At 64.6% G+C, this 21,996-nt stretch carries 19 protein-coding genes; 8 read left to right on the top strand and 11 right to left on the bottom strand.

The features are described 5' to 3' along the window. Positions 1–26: 26 nt before the first annotated feature. From phnK to phnG, 5 genes are read right to left on the bottom strand one after another with little or no spacing between them, the layout of a single operon-like run. Positions 27–803 carry a phosphonate C-P lyase system protein PhnK gene (gene phnK, locus JOH52_RS22070; RefSeq protein ID WP_010976255.1) on the bottom strand — a complete coding sequence of 259 codons (777 nt, stop codon included), beginning with the start codon at positions 801–803 and terminating at the stop codon, positions 27–29. Then, positions 800–1,693 carry an alpha-D-ribose 1-methylphosphonate 5-phosphate C-P-lyase PhnJ gene (locus tag JOH52_RS22065; protein WP_014530122.1) on the bottom strand — a complete coding sequence of 298 codons (894 nt, stop codon included), beginning with the start codon at positions 1,691–1,693 and terminating at the stop codon, positions 800–802. The genes phnK and JOH52_RS22065 overlap by 4 nt, the downstream gene beginning before the upstream one ends. Next, the gene (locus tag JOH52_RS22060) at positions 1,690–2,796 is read right to left on the bottom strand and encodes a carbon-phosphorus lyase complex subunit (RefSeq protein WP_014530123.1); all 1,107 of its coding nucleotides are present in this window, start codon (positions 2,794–2,796) and stop codon (positions 1,690–1,692) included. The genes JOH52_RS22065 and JOH52_RS22060 overlap by 4 nt, the downstream gene beginning before the upstream one ends. Before the next feature lie 4 nt (positions 2,797–2,800). After that, on the bottom strand, positions 2,801–3,403 hold the full coding sequence (phnH, locus tag JOH52_RS22055) for a phosphonate C-P lyase system protein PhnH (protein WP_014530124.1): 603 nt from the start codon (positions 3,401–3,403) through the stop codon (positions 2,801–2,803). Then, complete coding sequence (phnG, locus tag JOH52_RS22050) at positions 3,403–3,870, bottom strand: phosphonate C-P lyase system protein PhnG (protein ID WP_041862605.1); 468 nt, start codon at positions 3,868–3,870, stop codon at positions 3,403–3,405. The genes phnH and phnG overlap by 1 nt, the downstream gene beginning before the upstream one ends. 125 nt (positions 3,871–3,995) lie before the next feature. Between phnG and phnF the strand changes: the two genes are divergently transcribed. After that, positions 3,996–4,730, top strand: coding sequence for a phosphonate metabolism transcriptional regulator PhnF (phnF, locus tag JOH52_RS22045; protein ID WP_017273555.1), 735 nt, complete (start codon positions 3,996–3,998; stop codon positions 4,728–4,730). Positions 4,731–4,741: 11 nt separating this feature from the next. Here phnF and scpA read toward each other — a convergent pair whose 3' ends face one another. From scpA to JOH52_RS22030, 3 genes are all read right to left on the bottom strand, one after another. Then, complete coding sequence (gene scpA, locus JOH52_RS22040; RefSeq protein ID WP_107010441.1) at positions 4,742–6,880, bottom strand: methylmalonyl-CoA mutase; 2,139 nt, start codon at positions 6,878–6,880, stop codon at positions 4,742–4,744. 225 nt (positions 6,881–7,105) lie between these two features. Then, the gene (locus tag JOH52_RS22035) at positions 7,106–9,118 is read right to left on the bottom strand and encodes an acetyl-CoA carboxylase biotin carboxylase subunit (protein WP_014530128.1); all 2,013 of its coding nucleotides are present in this window, start codon (positions 9,116–9,118) and stop codon (positions 7,106–7,108) included. A gap of 12 nt (positions 9,119–9,130) precedes the next feature. Beyond that, a complete protein-coding gene (locus JOH52_RS22030) occupies positions 9,131–10,663 on the bottom strand; it encodes an acyl-CoA carboxylase subunit beta (RefSeq protein WP_003530600.1) in 1,533 nt (510 codons plus the stop codon). A 153-nt stretch (positions 10,664–10,816) separates the two neighbouring features. Here JOH52_RS22030 and JOH52_RS22025 point away from each other — a divergent pair, with 153 nt between their 5' ends. The 4 genes from JOH52_RS22025 (at position 10,817) to mmsB (ending at position 15,520) form a co-directional block, all read left to right on the top strand. Continuing rightward, entirely contained in the window at positions 10,817–12,235 is a 1,419-nt protein-coding gene (locus JOH52_RS22025) for a helix-turn-helix domain-containing protein (RefSeq protein WP_041862607.1), read from the top strand. 116 nt (positions 12,236–12,351) lie between these two features. Then, on the top strand, positions 12,352–13,494 hold the full coding sequence (locus JOH52_RS22020; RefSeq protein ID WP_014530130.1) for an isobutyryl-CoA dehydrogenase: 1,143 nt from the start codon (positions 12,352–12,354) through the stop codon (positions 13,492–13,494). A 12-nt stretch (positions 13,495–13,506) separates the two neighbouring features. Continuing rightward, positions 13,507–14,577, top strand: coding sequence for an enoyl-CoA hydratase/isomerase family protein (locus tag JOH52_RS22015; protein WP_014530131.1), 1,071 nt, complete (start codon positions 13,507–13,509; stop codon positions 14,575–14,577). Between the two features lie 46 nt (positions 14,578–14,623). After that, positions 14,624–15,520, top strand: coding sequence for a 3-hydroxyisobutyrate dehydrogenase (gene mmsB / locus JOH52_RS22010; protein WP_010976245.1), 897 nt, complete (start codon positions 14,624–14,626; stop codon positions 15,518–15,520). A 31-nt stretch (positions 15,521–15,551) separates the two neighbouring features. Here the strand turns inward: mmsB and JOH52_RS22005 are convergent, their stop codons facing one another. Further along, entirely contained in the window at positions 15,552–16,301 is a 750-nt protein-coding gene (locus tag JOH52_RS22005; RefSeq protein WP_014530132.1) for an SDR family oxidoreductase, read from the bottom strand. Between the two features lie 19 nt (positions 16,302–16,320). Further along, on the bottom strand, positions 16,321–17,796 hold the full coding sequence (locus tag JOH52_RS22000; RefSeq protein ID WP_041862609.1) for a mannitol dehydrogenase family protein: 1,476 nt from the start codon (positions 17,794–17,796) through the stop codon (positions 16,321–16,323). A 494-nt stretch (positions 17,797–18,290) separates the two neighbouring features. Here JOH52_RS22000 and JOH52_RS21995 point away from each other — a divergent pair, with 494 nt between their 5' ends. Continuing rightward, positions 18,291–19,355, top strand: a complete 1,065-nt coding sequence (locus tag JOH52_RS21995) for a glycosyltransferase family 2 protein (protein WP_014530134.1) — start codon at positions 18,291–18,293, stop codon at positions 19,353–19,355. A 152-nt stretch (positions 19,356–19,507) separates the two neighbouring features. Continuing rightward, the gene (locus tag JOH52_RS21990; protein ID WP_010976241.1) at positions 19,508–20,182 is read left to right on the top strand and encodes an HAD family hydrolase; all 675 of its coding nucleotides are present in this window, start codon (positions 19,508–19,510) and stop codon (positions 20,180–20,182) included. A 19-nt stretch (positions 20,183–20,201) separates the two neighbouring features. Here JOH52_RS21990 and JOH52_RS21985 read toward each other — a convergent pair whose 3' ends face one another. Beyond that, positions 20,202–20,387 (bottom strand): DUF2735 domain-containing protein, encoded by a 186-nt coding sequence (locus JOH52_RS21985; protein ID WP_010976240.1) that lies wholly within the window; start codon positions 20,385–20,387, stop codon positions 20,202–20,204. A gap of 563 nt (positions 20,388–20,950) precedes the next feature. On the opposite strand from JOH52_RS21985, the gene JOH52_RS21980 reads away from it, so the two are divergent. Then, positions 20,951–21,985 carry a glutamine synthetase beta-grasp domain-containing protein gene (locus JOH52_RS21980; protein WP_003530581.1) on the top strand — a complete coding sequence of 345 codons (1,035 nt, stop codon included), beginning with the start codon at positions 20,951–20,953 and terminating at the stop codon, positions 21,983–21,985. Positions 21,986–21,996 lie beyond the last annotated feature (11 nt).

Here is a 21,996-nt window from a genome sequence, read left to right as displayed (position 1 = left end):
ACTTTCCGTTGCGCATTGTCAATGCGTCACACCTGAAGAATCGAGGAAACGAGGAGCTGCGTGTAGGGCTCGCGCGGATCGTCGAGCACCCGGTCGGTCAGACCCTGCTCGATGACGGCGCCGTCCTTCATCACCATCATCCGATGCGAAAGGAGGCGTGCCACGGCGAGGTCGTGGGTGACGATGACCGCCGCAAGGCCGAGGTCGTGGACGAGCCCGCGAACGAGATCGAGCAGGCGTGCCTGCACCGAGACGTCGAGGCCGCCGGTCGGCTCGTCCATGAAGACGAGGCGGGGCGAGGTGACCAGATTGCGGGCGATCTGCAGGCGCTGGCGCATGCCGCCGGAGAAGGCGCGCGGCTGATCGTCGATCCGGTCCTCTTCGATTTCCACGCGCCTCAGCCAGTCGCCTGCCGCCGCGCGTATATTGCCGTAGTGCCGGTCCCCGACCGCCATCAAACGCTCGCCGACATTGGCGCCGGCCGAAACCGTCATCCTCAGCCCGTCCGCCGGGTTCTGGTGAACGAAGCCCCAATCGGTGCGCATCAGAAAGCGCCGCTCGGCCTCGCTCATGCGCGCGAGGTCCCGGTATTGGCCGTCGCGCATGTGATATTCGACGATGCCGGATGTCGGCATCAGCCGGGTCGAGAGGCAGGAGAGCAGCGTGGTCTTGCCCGATCCGGATTCCCCGACGATGGCGAGCACCTCGCCCGGATAGAGCTCGAAGGAGACGTTGCGGCAGCCGATGCGGCTTCCATAGAATTTCGAAACGTCACTGACTTTGAGAAGCGGCACGGCGCTCATTCTGCAGCCTCCTGGCTTTCTTTCGCGGCGGGGGCGAGCATGGCGCCGGCATGGCCGTGCGCCCGGCGATCCTCGCAATGATCGGTGTCGGAGCAGACGAACATGCGCCCGCCCTTGTCGTCGAGCACCACCTCGTCGAGATAGACGTTCTCGGCGCCGCAAAGGGCGCAGGGCTTGTCGAATTTCTGGACCTCGAAGGGGTGATCCTCGAAATCGAGGCTGACGACCTCGGTATAGGGCGGCACCGCATAGATGCGCTTCTCCCGGCCGGCGCCGAAGAGCTGGAGGGCCTCCGACATATGCATCTTCGGATTGTCGAATTTCGGCGTCGGCGAGGGGTCCATCACGTAACGGCCCTCGACCTTTACCGGATAGGCGTAGGTCGTGGCGATATGGCCGTTGCGGGCGATGTCCTCATAGAGCTTCACATGCATGAGCCCGTATTCTTCCAGCGCATGCATCTTGCGCGTCTCGGTTTCGCGCGGCTCGAGGAAGCGCAGTGGTTCCGGAATGGGCACCTGGTAGACGAGCGTCTGCCCCTCTCGCAGTTGCTCCTCGGGAATGCGGTGGCGCGTCTGGATGATCGTCGCCTCCGTCGTCCTCGTGGTGACGGCGACGTCGGCGACCTTCTGGAAGAAGGCGCGGATCGAAACGGCGTTCGTCGTGTCGTCAGCGCCCTGGTCGATCACTTTGAGCACGTCGTCGGGCCCGAGGATGGAGGCGGTCAATTGCACTCCGCCGGTACCCCAGCCATAGGGCATCGGCATTTCGCGGGAGGCGAAGGGCACCTGATAGCCGGGAATGGCGATCGCCTTCAGGATCGCGCGGCGGATCATCCGCTTCGTCTGCTCGTCCAGATAGGCGAAATTGTAAGTTGCGAGGTCGTTCATTCGGCGGCCTCCTTCATGCCGTCCTTGGCGCCGGCCTGGGCGGCGTCGTGTTCGCGGCGCATGCGCTTGACCAGGTCGAGCTCGGCCTGGAAGTCGACGTAATGCGGCAGCTTCAGGTGCTCGACGAAGCCGGTCGCCTGGACGTTGTCGGCATGCGAGATGACGAACTCCTGATCCTGGGCGGGAGCGACGATGTCCTCGTCGAATTCGTCGGTCCGGAGCGCCCGGTCGACCAGCGACATCGACATCGCCTTGCGCTCGCTCTGGCCGAAGACGAGCCCGTAGCCGCGGGTGAATTGCGGCGGCTGCCTGGACGAGCCCTTGAACTGGTTGACCATCTGGCATTCGGTAACGCGGATGACCCCGAGCGAAACGGCAAAGCCCAGCTCCGGCAGCTCCAGTTCGACCTCGACCTCGCCGATCCTGACCTCGCCGACGAAGGGGTGCGTGCGGCCATAGCCGCGCTGCGTGGAGTAGGCGAGCGCCAGCAGGAATCCTTCGTCGCCACGGGCAAGCGCCTGCAGGCGGAGATCGCGCGCCATCGGAAATTCCATCGGCTCGCGCGTGAGGTCGCCCGCCACGTGGCCTTCCGGCATCTGGCCGTCGCCCTCGATCAGGCCTTCGCCGTCGAGAATGTCGGAGACTCGCATGACATGTTCGCCCGGCTCCTTGAGCACCGGCTCATCGACCGGTTCTTCGCCGATCAGCGACGGGTCGAGAAGGCGGTGCGTATAGTCGAAGGTGGGGCCGAGAAGCTGGCCGCCGGGCAGATCCTTGTAGGTCGCCGAGACGCGCCGCTCGACCTTCATTTTCGCGGTGTCGACCGGTTCGCAATAGCCGAAGCGCGGCAGGGTGGTGCGGTAGGCGCGCAGGATGAAGATCGCCTCGATCATGTCTCCGCGCGCCTGGCGCACGGCAAGCGCCGCAAGCGCACGGTCGTAAAGCGAGGCCTCGGCCATCACGCGGTCGACCGCGAGCCCGAGCTGCTCGACGACCTGATCTATGGTGATCGCGGGCAGCGCCCGGTCGCCGCGCCGGCGGTCGGCCAGCAGCCGGTGAGCATTGGCAATGGCGGCTTCTCCGCCCTTGACGGCTACATACATGCGCTTACTCCCGCTCGAGTTTGGTGGTGCGCGGCAGGCAGAGCACTGCCTCGCGCGCCGTCAGGACGAGATCGATGCCGCGCGGAAAGATCGCCCGGTTGGCGGCCCAGAGGTCGAGGAACACGTCGGGCAGACCCTTCGGTGCGATGACGATCCCGTTCTTGATTCCGGGTCCCCGGCCGATGAGCGGCTGCCCGCCTTCGAGCGCTTCCACCTCGACGACGAGCGTGGTGGAACGGTCGGGATATTCCTGCGTGCCGAGGGCGAACTGGTCGAAGCCCGGCACGGCCGCGCCCTTCTCGAAGAAGGCAAAGCGGGCCTCGTCCTTCGTCTCGGTGACGCCGGCGCCGGTGTGAAACGCAATCCACTTCGGCGCCGAGGATTTGGAGAGCGCCGGCGATAGCCAGACCGGCGTGTCATGGTCGCAGAGCGTTAGCGCGACAGCTCCGCTTGCCTCTCCGAATGGCGCCGGCGGGGCTGCAGCAGTGGACAGCCGGCCGATGGTGCCCGGGCGGGCGAAGCAGTCCATCAGGCTGCGGAACACGGACTGCGCCTCGAAGACGGGATCGGCGAAGGCGCCGCTATAGATTTGCGATTGGGCGGTCATCAATCCTCTCCGCGGACCATGGTGAAGAAGTCGACGCGGGTCGCGGCCGTTTCCTCGGCCTTGCGACGGTCTTCCGCATCGAGGCGAGCGGCCACCTGCTCGTGCAGCGCCTCGACGCTTGCGCGATGCGCAGCGCTCTGAAAAAGCGCGTCGAAGATGGCGGCAAAGCGGGCGCGTGCCTTGTCGGTGCCGAGCAGCTGCCCATGGCCGACCTCGCCGGTCGAAAGCCGCACGGTGGCGCGTGAAACGGTGGCCTCGCCGAGATTGAAAGGATCGCCGCCGCCGCCGATCTTGCCGCGCACCATGACGAGCCCGGTTTCCGGACCGCGCACCGGCGCGACCTCCGGCTTGTCGTCGATCGCGTCCCAGGCCAAGGAAAGTTCGCCGAGCGTCGCGCACGCCAGAAGCCGCATGCCTTCCCGGCGCTGAGCGACGCCTGCATCTTCACTTGTCTTCGCTGCGTCCATCATCTCACTCCAAAATGTCTATTGATCTAGACAACTATACATCTTATACCTTTCCATAACCCTCGCAAATGACAGGCTTGTGACATTTGCTAAGAAACTGGCGGCGAAGAAGTGGGGCGAAGAAGATGATGGCGAAGGTCGTCGAACGGCAGATGGGCGTGGCGCTATGGCGGCAGATCGCCGACAGGATACGGCTCGCAATCAGCAACGGTGACTATGACGCCATCGGCATGGTGCCGCCGGAGACGGCCCTTGCGGCGGAATTCGGCGTCAATCGCCACACCGTCCGCAGCGCGCTGGCCGCACTCGCGGAAGAAGGTCTGGTGCGCGCGGTGCAGGGGCGCGGCACGATGATCGAGCGCAAGGATCGCGTGAGCTATCCGATCTCGCGGCGCACTCGCTTCTCGCAAGGTCTCGGCCGCCAGGTGAGAGAAATCGGAACCGAACTCCTGGGGCACGCCCAAGTGCCGGCAAGCGGCGAAATCGCCACTGCGCTTGGCGTTCCCCCAGGCACCCCTCTTATCGAGCTAAGCACCGTCAGCAGCGGCGACGGGCGGCCGCTTTCGACGGCGGTCAGCTACTACCCGGCCGAGCGCTTTGCGAGGATGGCGGATGAATATGCGCGGCTCGGCTCGGTCACCAAGGCCTTTGCCGCGCATGGGCTCGACGACTACGTCCGGGTCTCGACGGAGATCGTCGCGCGGCACGCGGAGGCCGAGGAACTCTCGCTTCTGAAACTATCGCCGGGGGCGATCGTCATGGAGACGCAATCGGTCAACGCCGATCTAGAAGGCCGCCCGGTCGAATATTCGCGAACGCGCTTTGCAGCCGACCGGATGAAGCTCCGGATTGAGACTTGAACTCGGCCGGTTTACACGTTTCGCCGCTTGCCTTCGATCAGGTCCAGCACGGCGCGCGCCGCGTCGAGCACCTGGGTGCCGGGTCCGAAGACGGCGGCGACGCCGTTCTCCATCAGATAATCATAATCCTGCCGGGGGATGACACCGCCGCAGACGACGATGATGTCCTCGCCGCCGCGCTTCTTCAGTGCCTCTGCGAGTTGCGGCATCAGCGTCCTGTGGCCGGCGGCAAGCGATGAAACGCCGATAACGGTGACCTCTTCGGCGAGCGCCAGATCCGCAGCTTCCTCCGGCGTCTGGAACAAGGGGCCTGCGACGACATCGAAGCCGATATCGCCGAAGGCGGATGCGATCACCTTGGCGCCGCGGTCGTGCCCGTCCTGGCCGAGCTTGGCTACCATGATCTTCGGCTTGTGGCCGAGGCGCTTCGTCGCTTCGCCGAGCCGCCCGGCGAGAACGCCGAGTTCCGGATCGCCTTCATAAGCCTTGCCGTAGATATCGGTGACGACTTCAGGAATTGCAGTGTAATCGCCGAAAGCCTCGCGCATGGCGTCGGTGATTTCACCGACAGTGGCGCGCGCCCGGGCAGCCTCGACCGCGGCGGCGAGCAGATTGCCCTTGCCGCTGCGCGCCACATCGGCCAGCGCGTCCAGCGCTTGCTTCATCTTCTGCGAGTCCCGGCGCCGCCTGGTCTCCTCGATGCGCTTGACCTGTGCCGTCCGAACCGCGGCGTTGTCGATCTGGAGAATGTCGATCGGTTGCTCGTTCTCGAGCCGATATTTGTTGACCCCGACGATGACCTCCTCGGCGCGGTCGACGGCGGCCTGGCGCCGGGTCGCGGCCTCCTCGATCAGCCGCTTCGGCAGGCCGGCATTGACTGCCTTCGTCATGCCGCCCAGCGCCTCCACTTCCTCGATCAGGGCCCAGGCCTTTTCGGCAAGCTCGTTCGTCAGGCTTTCGACGTAATAGGAGCCGGCAAGCGGATCGACGACCTTCGTCACGCCGGTCTCGTGCTGCAGGATCAATTGCGTGTTGCGGGCGATGCGGGCGGAGAAATCCGTCGGAAGCGCCATCGCCTCGTCGAAGGAATTGGTGTGCAGCGATTGCGTGCCGCCGAGGACGGCCGACATCGCCTCGAAGGCGGTGCGGACGATGTTGTTGTAGGGGTCCTGTTCCTGGAGCGAGACGCCCGACGTCTGGCAATGGGTCCGCAGCATCAGCGAGGACGCCTTCTCGGGCTTGAACTCCTGCATGATCCGCGTCCAGAGGAGCCGCGCGGCGCGCAGCTTCGCCGCCTCCATGAAGAAGTTCATGCCGATCGCGAAGAAGAAGGAGAGCCGGCCGGCGAAATCGTCGACGTTGAGCCCCTTGGCGAGTGCTGCACGCACATATTCGCGCCCGTCGGCGAGGGTGAAGGCGAGTTCCTGCACGAGCGTCGCGCCGGCCTCCTGCATGTGATAGCCGGAGATCGAGATCGAATTGAACTTCGGCATCTCCTTCGCCGTATATTCGATGATATCGGCGACGATCCGCATCGAGGGTTCCGGCGGATAGATGTAGGTGTTGCGGACCATGAACTCCTTGAGGATGTCGTTCTGAATGGTCCCGGAGAGCTTGTCGCGGCTGACGCCCTGTTCCTCGCCGGCAACGATGAAGGAGGCGAGGATCGGGATCACCGCGCCGTTCATGGTCATCGAGACGGAAATCCTGTCGAGCGGGATGCCGTCGAAGAGGATCTTCATGTCCTCCACCGAGTCGATCGCGACCCCGGCCTTGCCGACATCCCCTTGGACGCGCGGGTGGTCGCTGTCATAGCCGCGGTGCGTGGCGAGATCGAAGGCGACCGAAACGCCCTGCTGGCCGGCGGCGAGGTTCCTGCGATAGAAGGCGTTGGACGCCTCGGCCGTCGAGAAGCCGGCATATTGCCTGACAGTCCAGGGCCGCCCGGCATACATGGTGGCGCGCGGGCCGCGCACGAACGGTTCGAAGCCGGGGAGCGAGTTCAGATGGCCGATGCCGGACATGTCGTCGCTCGTATAGAGCGGCTTGACGTCGATGCCCTCGGGCGTGTGCCAGACGAGGCCTTCGGGGGAGCCCCTGAGTTCCTTCTCGGCGAGGGCTTCCCAGTCCTTGATGGTCTTTTCGGTCATTGGTTCCACTCCAAGCTTCTGTGCGATGGTGGGCCGCTCATCCGGCTGCCGGTTCCGGGCGCCAGCCCCTCATCCCCCTGCCGGGACCTTCTCCCCGCAAGCGGGGAGAAGGGGTCTGCCGCGCTGACGAAGTCCCCTCTCCCCGCATGCGGGGAGAGGGTTAGTCCTCGGGTTAAACCCGAGGAGAGGGGCAAGTCGGAAAGGCGACGCGCCCAGTTCCTCCCATCACTCGAACTCCATGATCAACTCGTCCACCGCGAGGCTCGCGCCGGCTTCGATCGCCACGCGCTTCACGATCGCACGCTTTTCCGCCCGCAGAATATTCTCCATCTTCATCGCCTCGACGACGGCGATCGCCTGTCCGGCCTCGACCGTTTCGCCGGCCTTGACCGTGATCGATGTCACCACCCCGGGCATCGGGCAGAGCAGCATCTTCGAGGTGTCCGGCGGCAGCTTCTTCGGCATCAGCCGGGCGAGTTCGGCAATGCGCGGGCTTCTGACCCGTGCAACGACGTCGATCCCGCGCCAGCGCAGCCTTATGCCCGGGCCGGCGAGCTCGACCTTCACGCTCATGGGCTGATTGTCGATGTTGAAGGCGGCGCGGGTGCGGCCGGGCGCCCAGTCGGTTGCGACGGAAACGGATGTCCCGTCGGCAAAGCGGACATAGGTGCCGTCGGCGGAAACCTCGCATGTGACCTGAATTTCGTGACCATCGAGACTCGTCACCCATTCATGGCCGACGACCCGGCGGTGGTTGCCGATGGTGCCCGAAATGCGGCTGGCGCGCTCCTGGAGCGTCTGGTTGACCGTCGCCGCGACGGCGGCGAGCTTGCGTGCGGATGCATCGTCCAGCGCCACCCCGTGGAAACCGCCGGCAAATTCCTCGGCGATATAAGCGGTGGTCAGCCGCCCCTCATGGAAACGCTCCTGCTGCATCACGGCTGCGAGGAAGGGCAGGTTGTGACCGATGCCCTCGACCTCGAATGCGTCGAGCGCGTCCGCCATCGCCCGGACCGCCGTCAGCCGGTCCGGTCCCCAGGTGCAGAGCTTGGCGATCATCGGATCGTAATACATCGAGATCTCGCCGCCTTCGAAGACGCCTGTGTCGTTGCGGATGACGGTGCCGTCCGCCTGCGTGCCTTCCTCGGGCGGGCGATAGCGCGTCAGCCGGCCGATCGACGGGAGGAAATTGCGGTAGGGGTCTTCCGCATAGAGCCTGCTTTCGATCGCCCAGCCGTCGAGCTTCACGTCTTTCTGGGCGAAAGCCAATTTCGCGCCGGCCGCGACGCGGATCATCTGCTCGACCAGATCGAGGCCGGTGACGAGTTCCGTCACGGGATGCTCGACCTGAAGCCGGGTGTTCATCTCGAGAAAGTAGAAGTTGCGGCCGGCGTCCACGATGAATTCGACGGTGCCGGCCGAGTGATAGCCGACGGCCTTTGCCAGGGCGACCGCCTGCTCGCCCATGGCGCGGCGCGTCTTCTCGTCGAGAAAGGGCGAGGGCGCCTCCTCGATGACCTTCTGGTTCCGCCGCTGGATCGAGCATTCGCGCTCGCCGAGATAGACGATATTGCCATGCTTGTCGCCGAGCACCTGAATCTCGATGTGGCGGGGCTCGGTCACGAATTTCTCGATGAAGATGCGGTCGTCGCCGAAGGAGCTCTTCGCCTCGTTTTTCGACGACTGGAAACCCTCGCGTGCCTCCCGCTCGTTCCAGGCGATCCGCATGCCCTTGCCGCCGCCGCCGGCGGAAGCCTTGATCATCACCGGAAAGCCGATCTCAGCGGCGATGCGCGCGGCCTCGTCCGCATCCTCGATCAGCCCCATATGGCCGGGAACGGTGAAAACGCCCGCTTCGGCGGCGAGCTTCTTGGAGGTGATCTTGTCCCCCATCGCCTCGATCGCCCGGACCGGCGGGCCGATGAAGGTCACGCCATCCTTCTCGAGAGCCTCGGCGAAGGCGGCGTTTTCGGAGAGGAAGCCGTAGCCGGGGTGAACGGCATCGGCCCCGGTCCTGCGGATCGCCGCGAGGATATTCTCGATGACGATGTAGGATTGGCTGGATGGGGATGGGCCGATATGGACGGCCTCGTCCGCCATGCGCACATGCATGGCGTCGCGGTCGGCATCCGAATAGACGGCGACGGTCGGAATGCCGAGAGCCTTCGCGGTGCGGATGACGCGGCAGGCGATTTCACCACGATTGGCGATGAGGATCTTTTTGAACATGTGTCCCATCGGGTTCTCCCGTCAAAGCGGGATGGTGTCGTGCTTGCGCCAGCGGGTCTCGACCTGCTTGTTGCGCAAGGAGGCGAACGCGCGGGCGATGCGGCGGCGGGAGGAGTGCGGCATGATCACCTCGTCTATGAAGCCTCGCTCGGCGGCGACGAAGGGATTGGCGAAGCGCTCTTCGTATTCTTTCGTCCGGGCCGCGATCTTCTCGGGATCGCCGAGTTCGGAACGGTAGAGAATCTCGGTCGCGCCCTTGGCGCCCATCACGGCGATCTCAGCCGTCGGCCAGGCGTAGTTCACGTCGGCTCCGATGTGTTTGGACGCCATGACGTCATAGGCGCCGCCATAGGCCTTGCGCGTGATCAGCGTCACCATGGGGACCGTCGCCTGGCTATAGGCGAAGAGCAGCTTGGCGCCGTGCTTGATGACGCCGCCATATTCCTGGGCGGTGCCGGGCAGGAAGCCGGGCACGTCGACCAGCGTCAGGATCGGGATAGAAAAGGCGTCGCAGAAGCGGACGAAACGCGCGGCCTTGCGCGAGGAGTCGATGTCGAGGCAGCCGGCGAGAACCATCGGCTGGTTGGCGACGACGCCGACCGTCTGGCCCTCGATGCGGATGAAGCCGGTGATGATGTTGCGGGCGAAGCTTGCCTGCAGTTCGAAGAAATCGGCCTCGTCGGCGATGGCGAGGATCAATTCCTTCATGTCGTATGGCTTGGCGGCACTGTCCGGGATCAGGCTGTCGAGGCGCATCTCTAGGCGTCCCGGATCGTCATGGAAGGGCCGGACCGGCGGCTTCTCGCGGTTGTTGAGCGGCAGGAAATCGAAGAGCAGGCGCACATGCTCGAGGGCCTCGATGTCGTTTTCGTAGGCGCCGTCGGCGACGGAGGATTTCGTCGTGTGCGTGCGGGCGCCGCCGAGCTCTTCCGCGGTGACGATCTCATTGGTGACCGTCTTCACGACGTCGGGACCGGTCACGAACATGTAGGAACTGTCGCGCACCATGAAGATAAAGTCGGTCATCGCCGGCGAATAGACGGCGCCGCCGGCGCAGGGGCCCATGATCACCGAGATCTGCGGAATGACGCCCGAAACCTCGGCATTGCGGCGGAAGACCTCGGCATAGCCGGCGAGCGAGGCGACACCCTCCTGGATGCGGGCGCCGCCGGAATCATTGAGGCCGATCACCGGCGCACCGTTGCGCGCGGCCATGTCCATGATCTTGCAGATCTTCTGGGCATGCGTCTCGGAAAGCGAGCCGCCGAGGACCGTGAAGTCCTGGCTGAAGACATAGACCTGGCGGCCGTTGATCGTGCCCCAGCCGGTGACGACGCCGTCGCCGGGGATCTTCTGGCCAGCCATGCCGAAATCGACGCTGCGATGCGTCACATACATGTCGTATTCTTCGAAGGAGCCCTCGTCCAGAAGCACGTCGATGCGCTCGCGCGCCGTCAGCTTGCCCTTGCCGTGCTGCGCAGCGATGCGGCGTTCGCCGCCCCCCGCCCGCGCCTCGGCCCGTCGGGCTTCCACCTGTTCAAGTACCGCGCGCATCGCTCTCCTCCCGTTTTTTGCTGATTGTGCAGAGGCTTGCCGACCTTCGCAATAGCGCCGAAGGCCGGATGGAAAAACGGCCGATCATGTGCAAAGGTGAAACATACAATATTGCGAAGCGCAAATTGCAAAATTGCGAAACGGGCTGCGAGCATGGCGATCGGCAAGCTTTATATCGGCCGCAAGGTCAGGGATCTGAGGGATGGCAAGCGACTGACCCAGGGGCAGTTCGCCGAGCGCATCGGCATCTCCACGAGCTATCTCAACCAGATCGAGAATAATCAGCGTCCCGTATCGGCGGCGGTACTGCTGGCACTCGCGGAGAAGTTCCAGATCGACATCGCCGAGCTTTCTTCCGGCGAAAGCGACCGGCTTCTCTCGGCGCTGTCGGAGGCGCTGAGCGATCCCTTGTTCGAGACCTATTCGCCGAGCCTGCAGGAGCTGAAGCTCGTCGCCCAGAATGCGCCGGGGCTCGCCCATGCGCTGATCTCCTGCCACCAGGCCTATCGGCGCAACAGCGAGCAGCTCGCCAGCATCGACGACACGATCGGCCGCGGCGCTTCCTTCGTCGAGACGACGCCCTATGAAGAGGTGCGCGACTTCTTCCACTTCGTCGACAACTACATCCACGAGATCGACACGCTTGCCGAGACGCTCGCGGGTGAGCTCGGTCTCGGCGATGGCGACAACCACGCGGCCCTCGCCACCTATCTGGAAGCGCGCCACGGGATACGTGTCGTGCGCGGGGCAGCGGGCGACGAGGCGATCCGCCGTTTCGATCCCCGCGCCCGCCTACTCACGCTCAATCCTTACGCGCCGGCGGCGACGCGCGACTTCCAGCTCGCATTGCAGATCGCCCAGATGCAGGCCCGCGAGGAGATCGACCGTGTCGCGGGAAGCGCCGGCTTCCGCACCGAGGAAGCCTATGAGATCTGTCGAATCGGCCTGCAGAACTATTTCGCCGGCGCGCTGATCCTGCCCTACCAGCCGTTCCTGAAAGCCGCGCGCGATCTGCGCCACGACGTGGAGCTTCTTGCAGCCCGTTTCGGTGCCTCGCTGGAGCAGGTCTGTCATCGGCTTTCGACGCTGCAGCGGCCTGGGCAGAAAGGCATTCCGATCTTCTTCGCGCGGATCGACCGGGCCGGCAACATCACCAAGCGCCACAGCGCCGCCAAGCTGCAATTCGCCCGTTTCGGTGCGGCCTGTCCGCTCTGGAACGTGCACCAGGCCTTCGAGACGCCCGGCCGGATCATCCGCCAGCTTGCGGAGACGCCGGATGGCGTGCGCTATCTCTGCCTTGCGACCCAGATCACCAAAGGCGGCGGCGGCTACCGCGCCGCCCATCCCCGTTACGCCTTGGCGCTCGGCTGTGAAATCTCCTACGCCGACGCCTTCGTCTATGCGGACGACATGGACCTCGGCAACCGCGCCGCCTACGATCCGATCGGAATTTCCTGCCGCATCTGCGAGCGCACCAGATGCGCGAGCCGTGCGGTGCCGCCACTCAAGCGTAAGCTGATCGTCGACCATGACATGCGTGGCGCTCTGCCGTATCGTCTGAGTGAGAGCTGAACTCCCGCTCTGTTCGTTTTTGAACAGATACTGTGAGAATTTACGCCTGTGCCTGTACGGCATTTATTGTAACTAGGCCATACACCATCACTATGCGGGTCAGGGAGGACATGCATATGGATTTTCGCCTGTCGGAGGAGCAGGAGGCCATCCGCACGATGGCGCTCGATTTTGCGCGGGACGAGATCGCGCCCCACGCCGTCGACTGGGACCAGCAGAAGCATTTTCCGGTGGAGACTTTGCGCGCGGCGGCTGCGCTCGGAATGGCGGGGATCTATATCCGCGACGACGTCGGCGGAACGGGACTTACCCGCCTCGACGCGGCAATGATCATCGAGGCGCTCGCGACCGGCTGCCCCGCGATCGCCTCCTTCGTTTCGATCCACAACATGTGCGCGGGCATGATCGACCGCTACGGCACGGATGAGCAGCGCCGGCGCCTGCTTCCGCCGCTTCTCACGATGGACGTTCTGGCGAGCTATTGTCTGACGGAGCCCGGCTCCGGCTCGGACGCGGCCGCGCTCAAGACAAGGGCGGTGCGCGAGGGTGACGCCTATCTGCTTACCGGCCAGAAACAGTTCATTTCCGGTGCCGGCGAGTCCGGCCTTTATATCGTCATGGCTCGCACGGGCGAGGAGGGGCCGAAGGGGATCTCCGCATTTGTCGTCGAGAAGGACGCTCCGGGGCTCACCTTCGGCGCCAATGAGAAGAAGATGGGCTGGCATGCCCAGCCCACGCGGGCGGTGATGCTCGACAATGTTCGCGTTTCCGTCGAGAACCGCCTGGGGGTCGAGGGCGAGGGCTTCAGGATCGCCATGGCCGGCCTCGATGGCGGAAGGCTCAGTATCGCCGCCGCCTCGCTCGGCGGCGCGCAATCCGCTTTCGACAAAGCGCTCGCCTATGTCCAGGAACGCCGGGCCTTCGGGAAGGCGATCGGCGAATTCCAGGCGCTGCAGTTCCGCCTCGCCGACATGGCGACGGATCTGGAAATCGCCCGGACCTTCCTCTGGCGGGCGGCCTGCGCCCTCGATGCGGCGGACCCGGAGGCGACGAAGCTCTGCGCCATGGCCAAACGTTTTGTCACAGATCGCTGCTTTTCTGTCGCCAATGACGCACTGCAATTGCATGGCGGCTACGGCTATCTCGCCGACTACGGCGTCGAGAAGATTGTCCGCGACCTGAGGGTGCACCAGATACTCGAAGGTACCAACGAGATCATGCGGCTGATCGTGTCGCGTGCGATCATGGGACGGAAATAGGAAGGATTTTCGATGGAGATGCAGACCACGCTTCCGGAGGTCATTGTCGAGCGCCAGGGCGCGATCGGCAGGCTGCGGCTCAACCGTCCGCGCGCACTGAATAGCCTCAATCGCACGATGATCCGCGCGATCGCTGCGGCGCTGACCGAATTCGAGCGCGACCCGGAGATTGCCGCAGTGCTTGTCACGGGCGAGGGCGAACGGGGCCTCTGCGCCGGCGGCGACATCCGGATGATATACGAAAGCGGCCGCGAACGGCCTGGGGAAGGTGCGCAGTTCTGGCGCGAGGAGTTCATCGTCAACAGCCGAATTTCAGCCTACTCCAAGCCCTATATCGCGATCATGGACGGGATCGTGATGGGCGGCGGCGTCGGCGTTTCCTCCCATGGCAGCCATCGGGTCGTGACCGAGAGGACGCGCTTTGCCATGCCGGAAACGGGGATCGGCTATTTCACCGATGTCGGCGCGACCTGGCTCCTGCCGCGCGCGCCCGGCGAGTTCGGTACCTATCTCGGGCTGACGGGCCGCGATATCGGTGCGGCGGCGGTCATCCATGCGCGGCTCGCCGACAGTTTCGTTCCCTCCGAGATGATCGGCGAGCTCCTCGGCGCGCTCTCCTCGCTTTCCGGTTCGGCCACCGCCGATGACGTTTCGGCGGCGATCCGCGCCGTTTCGAGCGAGCCCCCGGCATCGGCCCTGCTGGACCACCTGTCCGTCATCGACCGTTGCTTCGCCTTCAATGCCGTGGAGGAGATCTTCGCGGCGCTGGAGAAGGACGAGTCGGATTTCGCGCGCGAGACGCTCGAACTCCTGAAGACCCGATCGGCGATCAGTCTCAAGCTGACGCTGTCGCTCTTAAGGGAAGGGCGCTCCAGCGCAACGCTCAACGAATGCCTCGAGCGGGAATATGCCGCGACCCTCGGAATGCTTTCCAATCCGGATTTCTACGAGGGCGTCAGGGCCGCGGTGATTGACAAGGACCGGAATCCGAAATGGTCGGTCGGGCTTTCGGAAGCTACCCCCGATCTGCTCGCCCGTTTCGGGAGGAATGACGGCGCGCCGCTCTTCGCCGGGAAGGAATAAGGCGCGGGCAGTTGGCGACAGGATTCAGTTGAGGAGGAGAGGCACGATGACGAAGATCGCCTTTATCGGGCTTGGCAACATGGGCGGACCGATGGCCGCCAATCTGGTGAAGGCGGGGCACGCGGTAACCGGCTTCGACCTGTCGGAAGCCTCGCGCAATGCCGCCGCCAAGACGGGCGTCTCGGTCGCCGGCTCGATCGCCCAGGCCGTGCGTGAGATGGAATGCGTCATCACCATGCTGCCGGCGAGCGCGCATGTCCTTTACGTGTGGGACGAACTGCTCGGCTTCGTCGATCCCGGCACGCTTCTGATCGACAGTTCTACGATTGATGTCGAAAGCGCGCGCAAGGTGCACGGCTTTGCCGAAAAGGCCGGCTGCCCTTCGCTCGACGCGCCGGTTTCCGGCGGCACGGCGGGCGCGGCGGCCGCTACGCTGACCTTCATGGTCGGAGGGAGCGAGGGCGCCTTCTCGCGCGGCAAGCACCTGCTCGAAGCCATGGGCAAGAAGATCGTCCATTGCGGCGACGCCGGCGCCGGCCAGGCGGCGAAGATCTGCAACAACATGATCCTCGGCGTTTCCATGGCGGCGGTCTGCGAGGCCTTCGTGCTCGCCGAACGGCTCGGCCTCTCGCATCAGGCGCTCTTCGACGTGGCCTCTACCTCGTCGGGCCAGTGCTGGTCGCTGACGACCTATTGCCCGGTGCCCGGCCCGGTTCCGACCTCGCCTGCCAATGGCGGCTACAAACCGGGGTTCGCCGCGAGCCTCATGCTGAAAGACCTGAAACTCTCGCAGCAGGCCGCCAGCGCCAGCGGCGCGGCGACGCCGATGGGTGCACAGGCGACGCAGCTTTACAGCCTCTTCGAGAAGCTCGGCCACGGGGCAGAGGACTTCTCGGCGCTGATCCACCTGCTCAGGGGGAACGAGGAGGCGAAAGAGGGGTAGGGCTCCCCCCGGTTGCCGGCACGCACCGTCCTCACATCTGCACGGTCATCCCGCCGTCGACGGTGAGCGTGGTTCCGTTGACGAAGCTCGCGGCCGGCGAGGCGAGGAAGACGGCGGCGGGGGCGATCTCCTCCGGCCGCCCCCAGCGCTTCAGCGGAATGCGGATGTCGACGAAGGCTTTGAGCGCCGGATCGGCTGCGAGATGCGCATTGGTCTCGGTTGCAAACCAGCCGGGCGCGATCGCGTTGACGGTGAGATTGTCGGCGCCGAGTTCGACCGCGAGCGAGCGCGTCAATGCGGCGAGCCCGCCCTTCGCCGCCGTATAGGCGGGATCGCCGGCCCGCGCCGCAAAGGCGGCGATCGAGGTCACGAAGATCAGCCGCCCGGCCGCGGAACGCCTGAGATAGGGAAGGGCGGTCTTTGCCACGGCGTAGGCCGCGGTCAGGTCGGTGTTCAACAGAGCCGCAAATTCGTGCGGTTCCATCGCTTCCGTCCCGCGGCGATCGCGTTCGCCGACCGCGTGGATGAGAATGTCGAGCCCGCCCGTCTTTTCGACTGCGGCGGCGATAATCGCCGGGGCGTCGCGGGTTATGTCGCCGGCCGCAATCCCGATCTCGATGCCGTCGCCTTGGAGCCGCTTGCGCGCCTCTTCAAGACCTTGGCCGTTGCGGCCGTTGATCACCGTCCAGGCGCCGGCCCCGGCAAGCGCCTTCGCCATCTCCAGGCCGAGGCCGCGTCCGCCGCCGGTAACCAGAGCTGTCTTGCCGCTGAGATCGAACATCGCCTTCCTTCGCTTGCCCTTACCGCCGAAAGCTTCGCAGCGTTGCCGCCGCCCCGATCCGCAGGAGTCCATCCAGCGCCTTGATCAGCGCGGCGCGAAATGGGGCGCTCGCCGGAAGGTCCGTGCCGAAGACGTCCGTCATTGTCAGAAAGGCATCGACGATGCGATCCGGCTCGTCAATTCCCTGCACAAGCGCGGCGATCCGGGCAGCATGCGGATCGCGCACGTCGATGGGACGGCCCGCCTCGTCCAGGCCGCGCGCATAGCGCATCCAGGCGCCAACCCCGAGCGCCAGCCGGTCATAGCCGGCCCCTGCCTGCAAGCGGTCGCGGATCGAGCCGAGGAGGCGCTGCGGCAGCTTCTGCGAGCCGTCCATGGCGATCTGCCAGGTGCGGTGGCGAAGCGCCGGATTGCGAAAGCGCTGAAGGAGTTCGGCTCGATAGGCCGGAAGGTCGAAGCCGGGAAGTTCCGGAAGGGTGGGGCTCACCTCGTGGCGCATCAACCCTTCGACCAACGCTTCCATGCCCGGAAGTGCCATGGCGTCCGCCACGGTCTCGGCACCGGCGAGATAGCCGAGATAGGCAAGCGTGGAATGGCTCCCGTTCAGAAGCCGGAGCTTCATGAACTCGAAGGCGGAGACGTCTTGGACGAAGAGCGCTCCCGCCTTTTCCCAGGCCGGGCGGCCGAGCGGGAAATCCTCCTCGATCACCCATTGCCGGAAGGGTTCGGTCATGATCGGCCAGGCATCTTCGAGCCCCATTGCCGAGGCGACCGCGCTCCGGTCGCTGTCGGTGGTGGCCGGAACGATGCGATCCACCATGGTCGAAGGCGACGCGACGTTGCGGACGACGGCGGCGAGGGCGGGATCGCGCGCTTCCGCGAACTGCGTGACGATACGCTTCAGGACATGGCCATTCCCCGGAAGATTATCGCAGGAGAGCAGCGTGAAGGGCGCGATTCCGGCGCCGGCGCGGCGCGAAATCGCCTCGACGATGAAGCCGATCGCAGATCGCGGCCGCGCGGGGTTTGCGAGGTCGTGGACGATGTCCGGGTGGCCTTCGTCGAGCGTGCCGGTTGCCGGGTTATGGCAATAGCCCTTCTCGGTGATCGTCAGCGACACGATCCGTGTGCCGGGATCCGCCATGCGGCGAAGGACGGCTTCCGGGTCGTCCGGCGCGCAAAGGAGCTCGACGACACTGCCGACCACGCTGAGGTCGGAGCCCTCGCCGTCCTGGACGGCGAGGGTGTAGAGCCCGTCCTGCGGTTGAAGCGCGTCGCGCGTCTCCGGGCTGCGCAGCGAGACGCCGCAGATGCCCCAGGACGGATCCTCGGAGAGCAGCGCATCGGTGTAGACGGCCTGGTGCGCGCGATGAAAGGCACCGATGCCGAGGTGGACGATGCCGACGGTGACTGTCCCGAGGTCGTAATGGGGCCTTTTGACGGTGCGCGGCAGGCTGTCGATCGTCTTTCTCGAAAGCCGCATCAGAAGGCCCATCCTTTTCCGGGACCTGCTTGTCCTGTAACTGCTTGTCCTGTGCCTGCTTGTCCTTTGCCTGCGACCGGCATCGCGTTCGCGGGCTGCGATGTTGCGCCTCGCGCCGTGAATCGCGTGGCAATCACCGTCACGTATTTGGGGTGTCTGGCATCCACGCGGCTTCCTCCCTGCGTCATTTTGGCTGCAGAACTGGTATATCAGCCGCCGGAGGCGCGTCAACCGAGGTCACTTTGCTGCCTATCCGGGCATAGGCTCGATCATCGGCACGGTAAGGCTGCAGAACGGCGTGCCGCCGCTGCGGCGGTCACTCAAATGCCACAAAACTGGGGAGGCTCACGCAGGATCGAGCACGATCTTCGCCGCCCGCCCCGGCGCAACTGCGCCGTTGTCTTCACCGCAGCCCGAGAGGCTGTGCTTTCGGGACGGGCATCACCCTCAAGGACCTGCATGAGAAGGTTCGCCGCGACCAAAGCCGAAAAGCGAGGTTCACTGCGATGCATTCCATCCGAGACCATCTTCCTGTCTCCATCATCATTGCGAATTACAATTATGCGCGGTTCCTGAGCCGCGCGATCGACAGTGCCCTCGACCAGGACTACGCGAAGGTCGAAGTCATCGTCGTAGACGATGCGTCGACCGACGGGTCGGCGGAGGTGATCGCGTCCTACGGCGGGCGGATCAAGGCCCGCCTGCGGGAGGAAAATGGCGGTCACGCAGCTGCTTTCAACACCGGCTTTGCGGCAAGTCGTGGGGCGATCGTTCTCTTCCTCGACGCCGACGACTATCTTTACCCGGCCGCCGTTTCCGAATTGCTTGCTCAATGGAGCGACGACACGGCCCAGACGCAGTTCCGGCTGCACCTCGTGGACGAGGACCTGCGCGTCAAGGACATCTTCCCGCCTCCGGAGGTCCCGTTCGACTCCGGTGACGTAACGCCGCAACTGGCGCGCCGCGCACGATACCAGACGACGGTCACCAGCGGACTGGCCTTTGCACGCTCGGCTCTCGATGTCATCATGCCGGTTCCGGAAGCCGAGTTCCGGCAGGGTGCCGACGGCTACCTTGTCACGCTCGCCCCGCTCTACGGAAAGGTGACGTCGCTCGAAGCCTGCCTCGGCGCCTACCGGATGCACGGCAGCAATCATTCCGTCTTCGCCGAAAAACTCGGGCAGAGGGCGCGCTGGAGGGTGGAGCACGATTTTCACCGGCTGCATGCCCTCAACGAACAGGCGGCCGATGTCGGTCTATCGGTTTCGCCCAAAGCGAACCTGCGCGATCCGGTGCATCTGGAGGAGCGTCTTGCATCCCTCTGCGTGGACGGCGGGCGCCATCCGGTGGCTGCGGATTCGAGGCTCGGCCTCGCCGCTCACGGTGCCGTCGCCAGCATGCAGATGAACGTCTCGCTGCGCCGTCGTGCCATGCTGGCAGCCTGGTTCGTCTCCGTCGGGCTGCTACCGCGGCGCATGGCGCAGGCGGTCCTTTCATGGAAGCTCGTCGCGTCCTCGCGGCCGGCTTTCCTCACCCGGATTTCGAGAACCATCCGCCATGCGATGGGATAGTTGCACTTGCACGCAGACGCGATCAAGGTTCGCAAAGGAAAAGTAGACAGGCTGTCTGTTCGGCTGCGAAACCTGACCCATATTTCCGCAGGTGACGGCGCCATGGCCCGCGTCCGATCGGACGCGCGAAGGCCGTTACCGGGAGAAAGAGCATGCGCATCGAACCCGTCTTCCTGTTCGATCTGGACGGCACACTCGTCGACAGCGTCTACCAGCACGTGCTTGCCTGGAAGGAAGCCCTCGACGCAGAAGGGATCGACCTTTCGGTCTGGCGCATCCATCGCAAGATCGGCATGAGCGGCGGCCTCTTCACCGACCAGCTCCTGCGCGAAACGAACATGGAAATCAGCGGTGACAGGGTTGCGCGATTGCGTCAGCGCCACGCCGAGGCCTACAGGCGGCAGGCGGACAGTATAAGACCGTTGCCCGGCGCGCGCGAGCTTCTAACGTGGCTCACCGATGCGAAGATCTCCTATGCGATCGCCACGAGCGGGCGGATGGAGACCGCCGCCGTCAATCTCGCCGCTCTCGGCGTCGATCCGGCCGTAGTGCCGGTCGTGACACGAGACGTCGTCAAATATGCCAAGCCCGATCCGGATCTCTTTCTCGCCGCCGCCGAACAGCTGGGCGCTCCGATCGAGACGGCAGTGGTGGTCGGCGACAGTATCTGGGACATGCTGGCGGCGGTGCGCTGCCGTGCCTTGGCCATCGGCTTGCTGAGCGGAGGCTACGGACATGAGGAACTGCGGCAAGCCGGTGCCTACCGCATTTTCGACGACCCGGCCGACATGCTGCACCACATCGACGAGGTCGGCGGGCGACGGTGAGCGGGAATAACCGCCCCGCTCAGTGCTTTGTTTCGTCGCTCAGGGCTTCTTCGTGATACCAGCAGCCATCGACGGCGGCGCACACGTCCGACGGTGCGAGATCCAGTTTGCGCTGGGCTTCGGAACGCCGCTCCTCGGCCTTCCGCGACACAGCGGCCGGAAACTTCAGGATCGTCGCAGACTTGCCGTAAAGACTTGTGGCCATGCTCTGGTCTCCCGTGAGTTCTGGGAGAAACATAGTGCAACCAGGCGGGATTTGCACATGATTTACGCGAATTGCCGAAATTTCGTTCAATTCCGTGCCGGAATTGCGAGCATTCTCCGACGCATTTACTGATGCAACGGCCGCGAGTGCGATTTTTTAGGCAGCGGCGCCTGCTCAATAATTTTTGGGCAGGAATTTTCAGGCCGCGGACGCCGAAAAGGATGCGCAGGAGAGGCGGCTCCGGCCACCTTTCCGGAAGCGAGGAGACCGCGGTATCGATTTGAATTGCTGCATGTTTTTCTACCCAGGCCGGCCCCGAACCGCGGAGAAATGCCGGGCTTTGCGCAGCAATGCCGACGATTCTTTCCGGCTGCGTCCGCGGGGTGCGTCCCCGCCGATTCGCGTCGCCGCGGTGCCTTAAGCCGAAAAAAGAGTCTCTCCAGCCGCCCAACTGGCACGCTTGATGCTTCAGGGTAATCGATCCCTGGCGGTTGAGCGTGTGTAGCGCTGAACCCGGCAGGATTTGCTCAAACCATGCAGCACCACGTTAGAGAGATTCGCTAATGACCAAGTATAAGCTCGAGTACATCTGGCTCGATGGCTACACGCCCGTCCCAAATCTCCGCGGGAAGACGCAGATCAAGGAATTCGACGCGTTTCCGACGCTCGAGCAGCTTCCCCTCTGGGGCTTCGACGGCAGCTCGACGCAACAGGCCGAAGGGCGCAGCTCCGATTGCGTCCTGAAGCCGGTTGCCGTCTATCCCGATCCGGTCCGCACGAATGGCGCATTGGTCATGTGCGAGGTCATGATGCCGGACGGCAAGACGCCGCATCCGTCGAATACCCGTGCAACGGTTCTCGACGATGAAAGCGCCTGGTTCGGCTTCGAGCAGGAATACTTCTTCTACAAGAACGGCCGCCCGCTGGGCTTCCCGGAGCAGGGCTATCCGGCGCCGCAGGGCCCGTACTACACCGGCGTGGGCTACAAGAATGTCGGCGACATCGCGCGCCAGATCGTCGAAGAGCATCTCGACATCTGCCTGGCCGCGGGCATCAACCACGAAGGCATCAACGCCGAAGTGGCCAAGGGCCAATGGGAATTCCAGGTCTTCGGCAAGGGCTCCAAGAAGGCTGCCGATGAAGTCTGGCTGGCGCGCTATCTTCTGCTGCGCCTAACAGAGAAATACGGCATCGACGTCGAGTTCCACTGCAAGCCGCTCGGCGACACGGACTGGAACGGCTCCGGCATGCACGCCAACTTCTCGACTGCCTATCTGCGCGAAGTCGGCGGCAAGGACTATTTCGAAGCGCTGATGGCAGCCTTCGAGAAGAACCTGCACGACCACATCAACGTCTATGGCCCGGACAACCACTTGCGCCTGACCGGCAAGCACGAGACGGCGCCGTGGGACAAGTTCAGCTACGGCGTGGCCGACCGCGGCGCCTCCATTCGCGTTCCGCACAGCTTCGTCAACAACGGCTATCGCGGCTATCTCGAAGATCGCCGCCCGAACTCCCAGGGCGACCCCTACCAGATCGCTTCGGTCATCCTGAAGACGATCTCGAGCGTGCCGACGGCGGTTGCCAAGGTCGCTTGATTTCTTGCCGG

It is taken from the genome of Sinorhizobium meliloti (assembly GCF_017876815.1).
GTDB lineage: Bacteria > Pseudomonadota > Alphaproteobacteria > Rhizobiales > Rhizobiaceae > Sinorhizobium > Sinorhizobium meliloti.
This window is presented reverse-complemented; position numbering and strand designations above follow the sequence as displayed.

Excerpts from the sequence above, each read along its gene's own strand:
- phnK (WP_010976255.1), bottom strand. The coding sequence starts at position 803 with ATGAGCGCCGTGCCGCTTCTCAAAGTCAGTGACGTTTCGAAATTCTAT.
- JOH52_RS22065 (WP_014530122.1), bottom strand. The coding sequence starts at position 1,693 with ATGAACGACCTCGCAACTTACAATTTCGCCTATCTGGACGAGCAGACG.
- JOH52_RS22060 (WP_014530123.1), bottom strand. The coding sequence starts at position 2,796 with ATGTATGTAGCCGTCAAGGGCGGAGAAGCCGCCATTGCCAATGCTCAC.
- phnH (WP_014530124.1), bottom strand. The coding sequence starts at position 3,403 with ATGACCGCCCAATCGCAAATCTATAGCGGCGCCTTCGCCGATCCCGTC.
- phnG (WP_041862605.1), bottom strand. The coding sequence starts at position 3,870 with ATGGACGCAGCGAAGACAAGTGAAGATGCAGGCGTCGCTCAGCGCCGG.
- phnF (WP_017273555.1), top strand. The coding sequence starts at position 3,996 with ATGATGGCGAAGGTCGTCGAACGGCAGATGGGCGTGGCGCTATGGCGG.
- scpA (WP_107010441.1), bottom strand. The coding sequence starts at position 6,880 with ATGACCGAAAAGACCATCAAGGACTGGGAAGCCCTCGCCGAGAAGGAA.
- JOH52_RS22035 (WP_014530128.1), bottom strand. The coding sequence starts at position 9,118 with ATGGGACACATGTTCAAAAAGATCCTCATCGCCAATCGTGGTGAAATC.
- JOH52_RS22030 (WP_003530600.1), bottom strand. The coding sequence starts at position 10,663 with ATGCGCGCGGTACTTGAACAGGTGGAAGCCCGACGGGCCGAGGCGCGG.
- JOH52_RS22025 (WP_041862607.1), top strand. The coding sequence starts at position 10,817 with ATGGCGATCGGCAAGCTTTATATCGGCCGCAAGGTCAGGGATCTGAGG.
- JOH52_RS22020 (WP_014530130.1), top strand. The coding sequence starts at position 12,352 with ATGGATTTTCGCCTGTCGGAGGAGCAGGAGGCCATCCGCACGATGGCG.
- JOH52_RS22015 (WP_014530131.1), top strand. The coding sequence starts at position 13,507 with ATGGAGATGCAGACCACGCTTCCGGAGGTCATTGTCGAGCGCCAGGGC.
- mmsB (WP_010976245.1), top strand. The coding sequence starts at position 14,624 with ATGACGAAGATCGCCTTTATCGGGCTTGGCAACATGGGCGGACCGATG.
- JOH52_RS22005 (WP_014530132.1), bottom strand. The coding sequence starts at position 16,301 with ATGTTCGATCTCAGCGGCAAGACAGCTCTGGTTACCGGCGGCGGACGC.
- JOH52_RS22000 (WP_041862609.1), bottom strand. The coding sequence starts at position 17,796 with ATGGGCCTTCTGATGCGGCTTTCGAGAAAGACGATCGACAGCCTGCCG.
- JOH52_RS21995 (WP_014530134.1), top strand. The coding sequence starts at position 18,291 with ATGCATTCCATCCGAGACCATCTTCCTGTCTCCATCATCATTGCGAAT.
- JOH52_RS21990 (WP_010976241.1), top strand. The coding sequence starts at position 19,508 with ATGCGCATCGAACCCGTCTTCCTGTTCGATCTGGACGGCACACTCGTC.
- JOH52_RS21985 (WP_010976240.1), bottom strand. The coding sequence starts at position 20,387 with ATGGCCACAAGTCTTTACGGCAAGTCTGCGACGATCCTGAAGTTTCCG.
- JOH52_RS21980 (WP_003530581.1), top strand. The coding sequence starts at position 20,951 with ATGACCAAGTATAAGCTCGAGTACATCTGGCTCGATGGCTACACGCCC.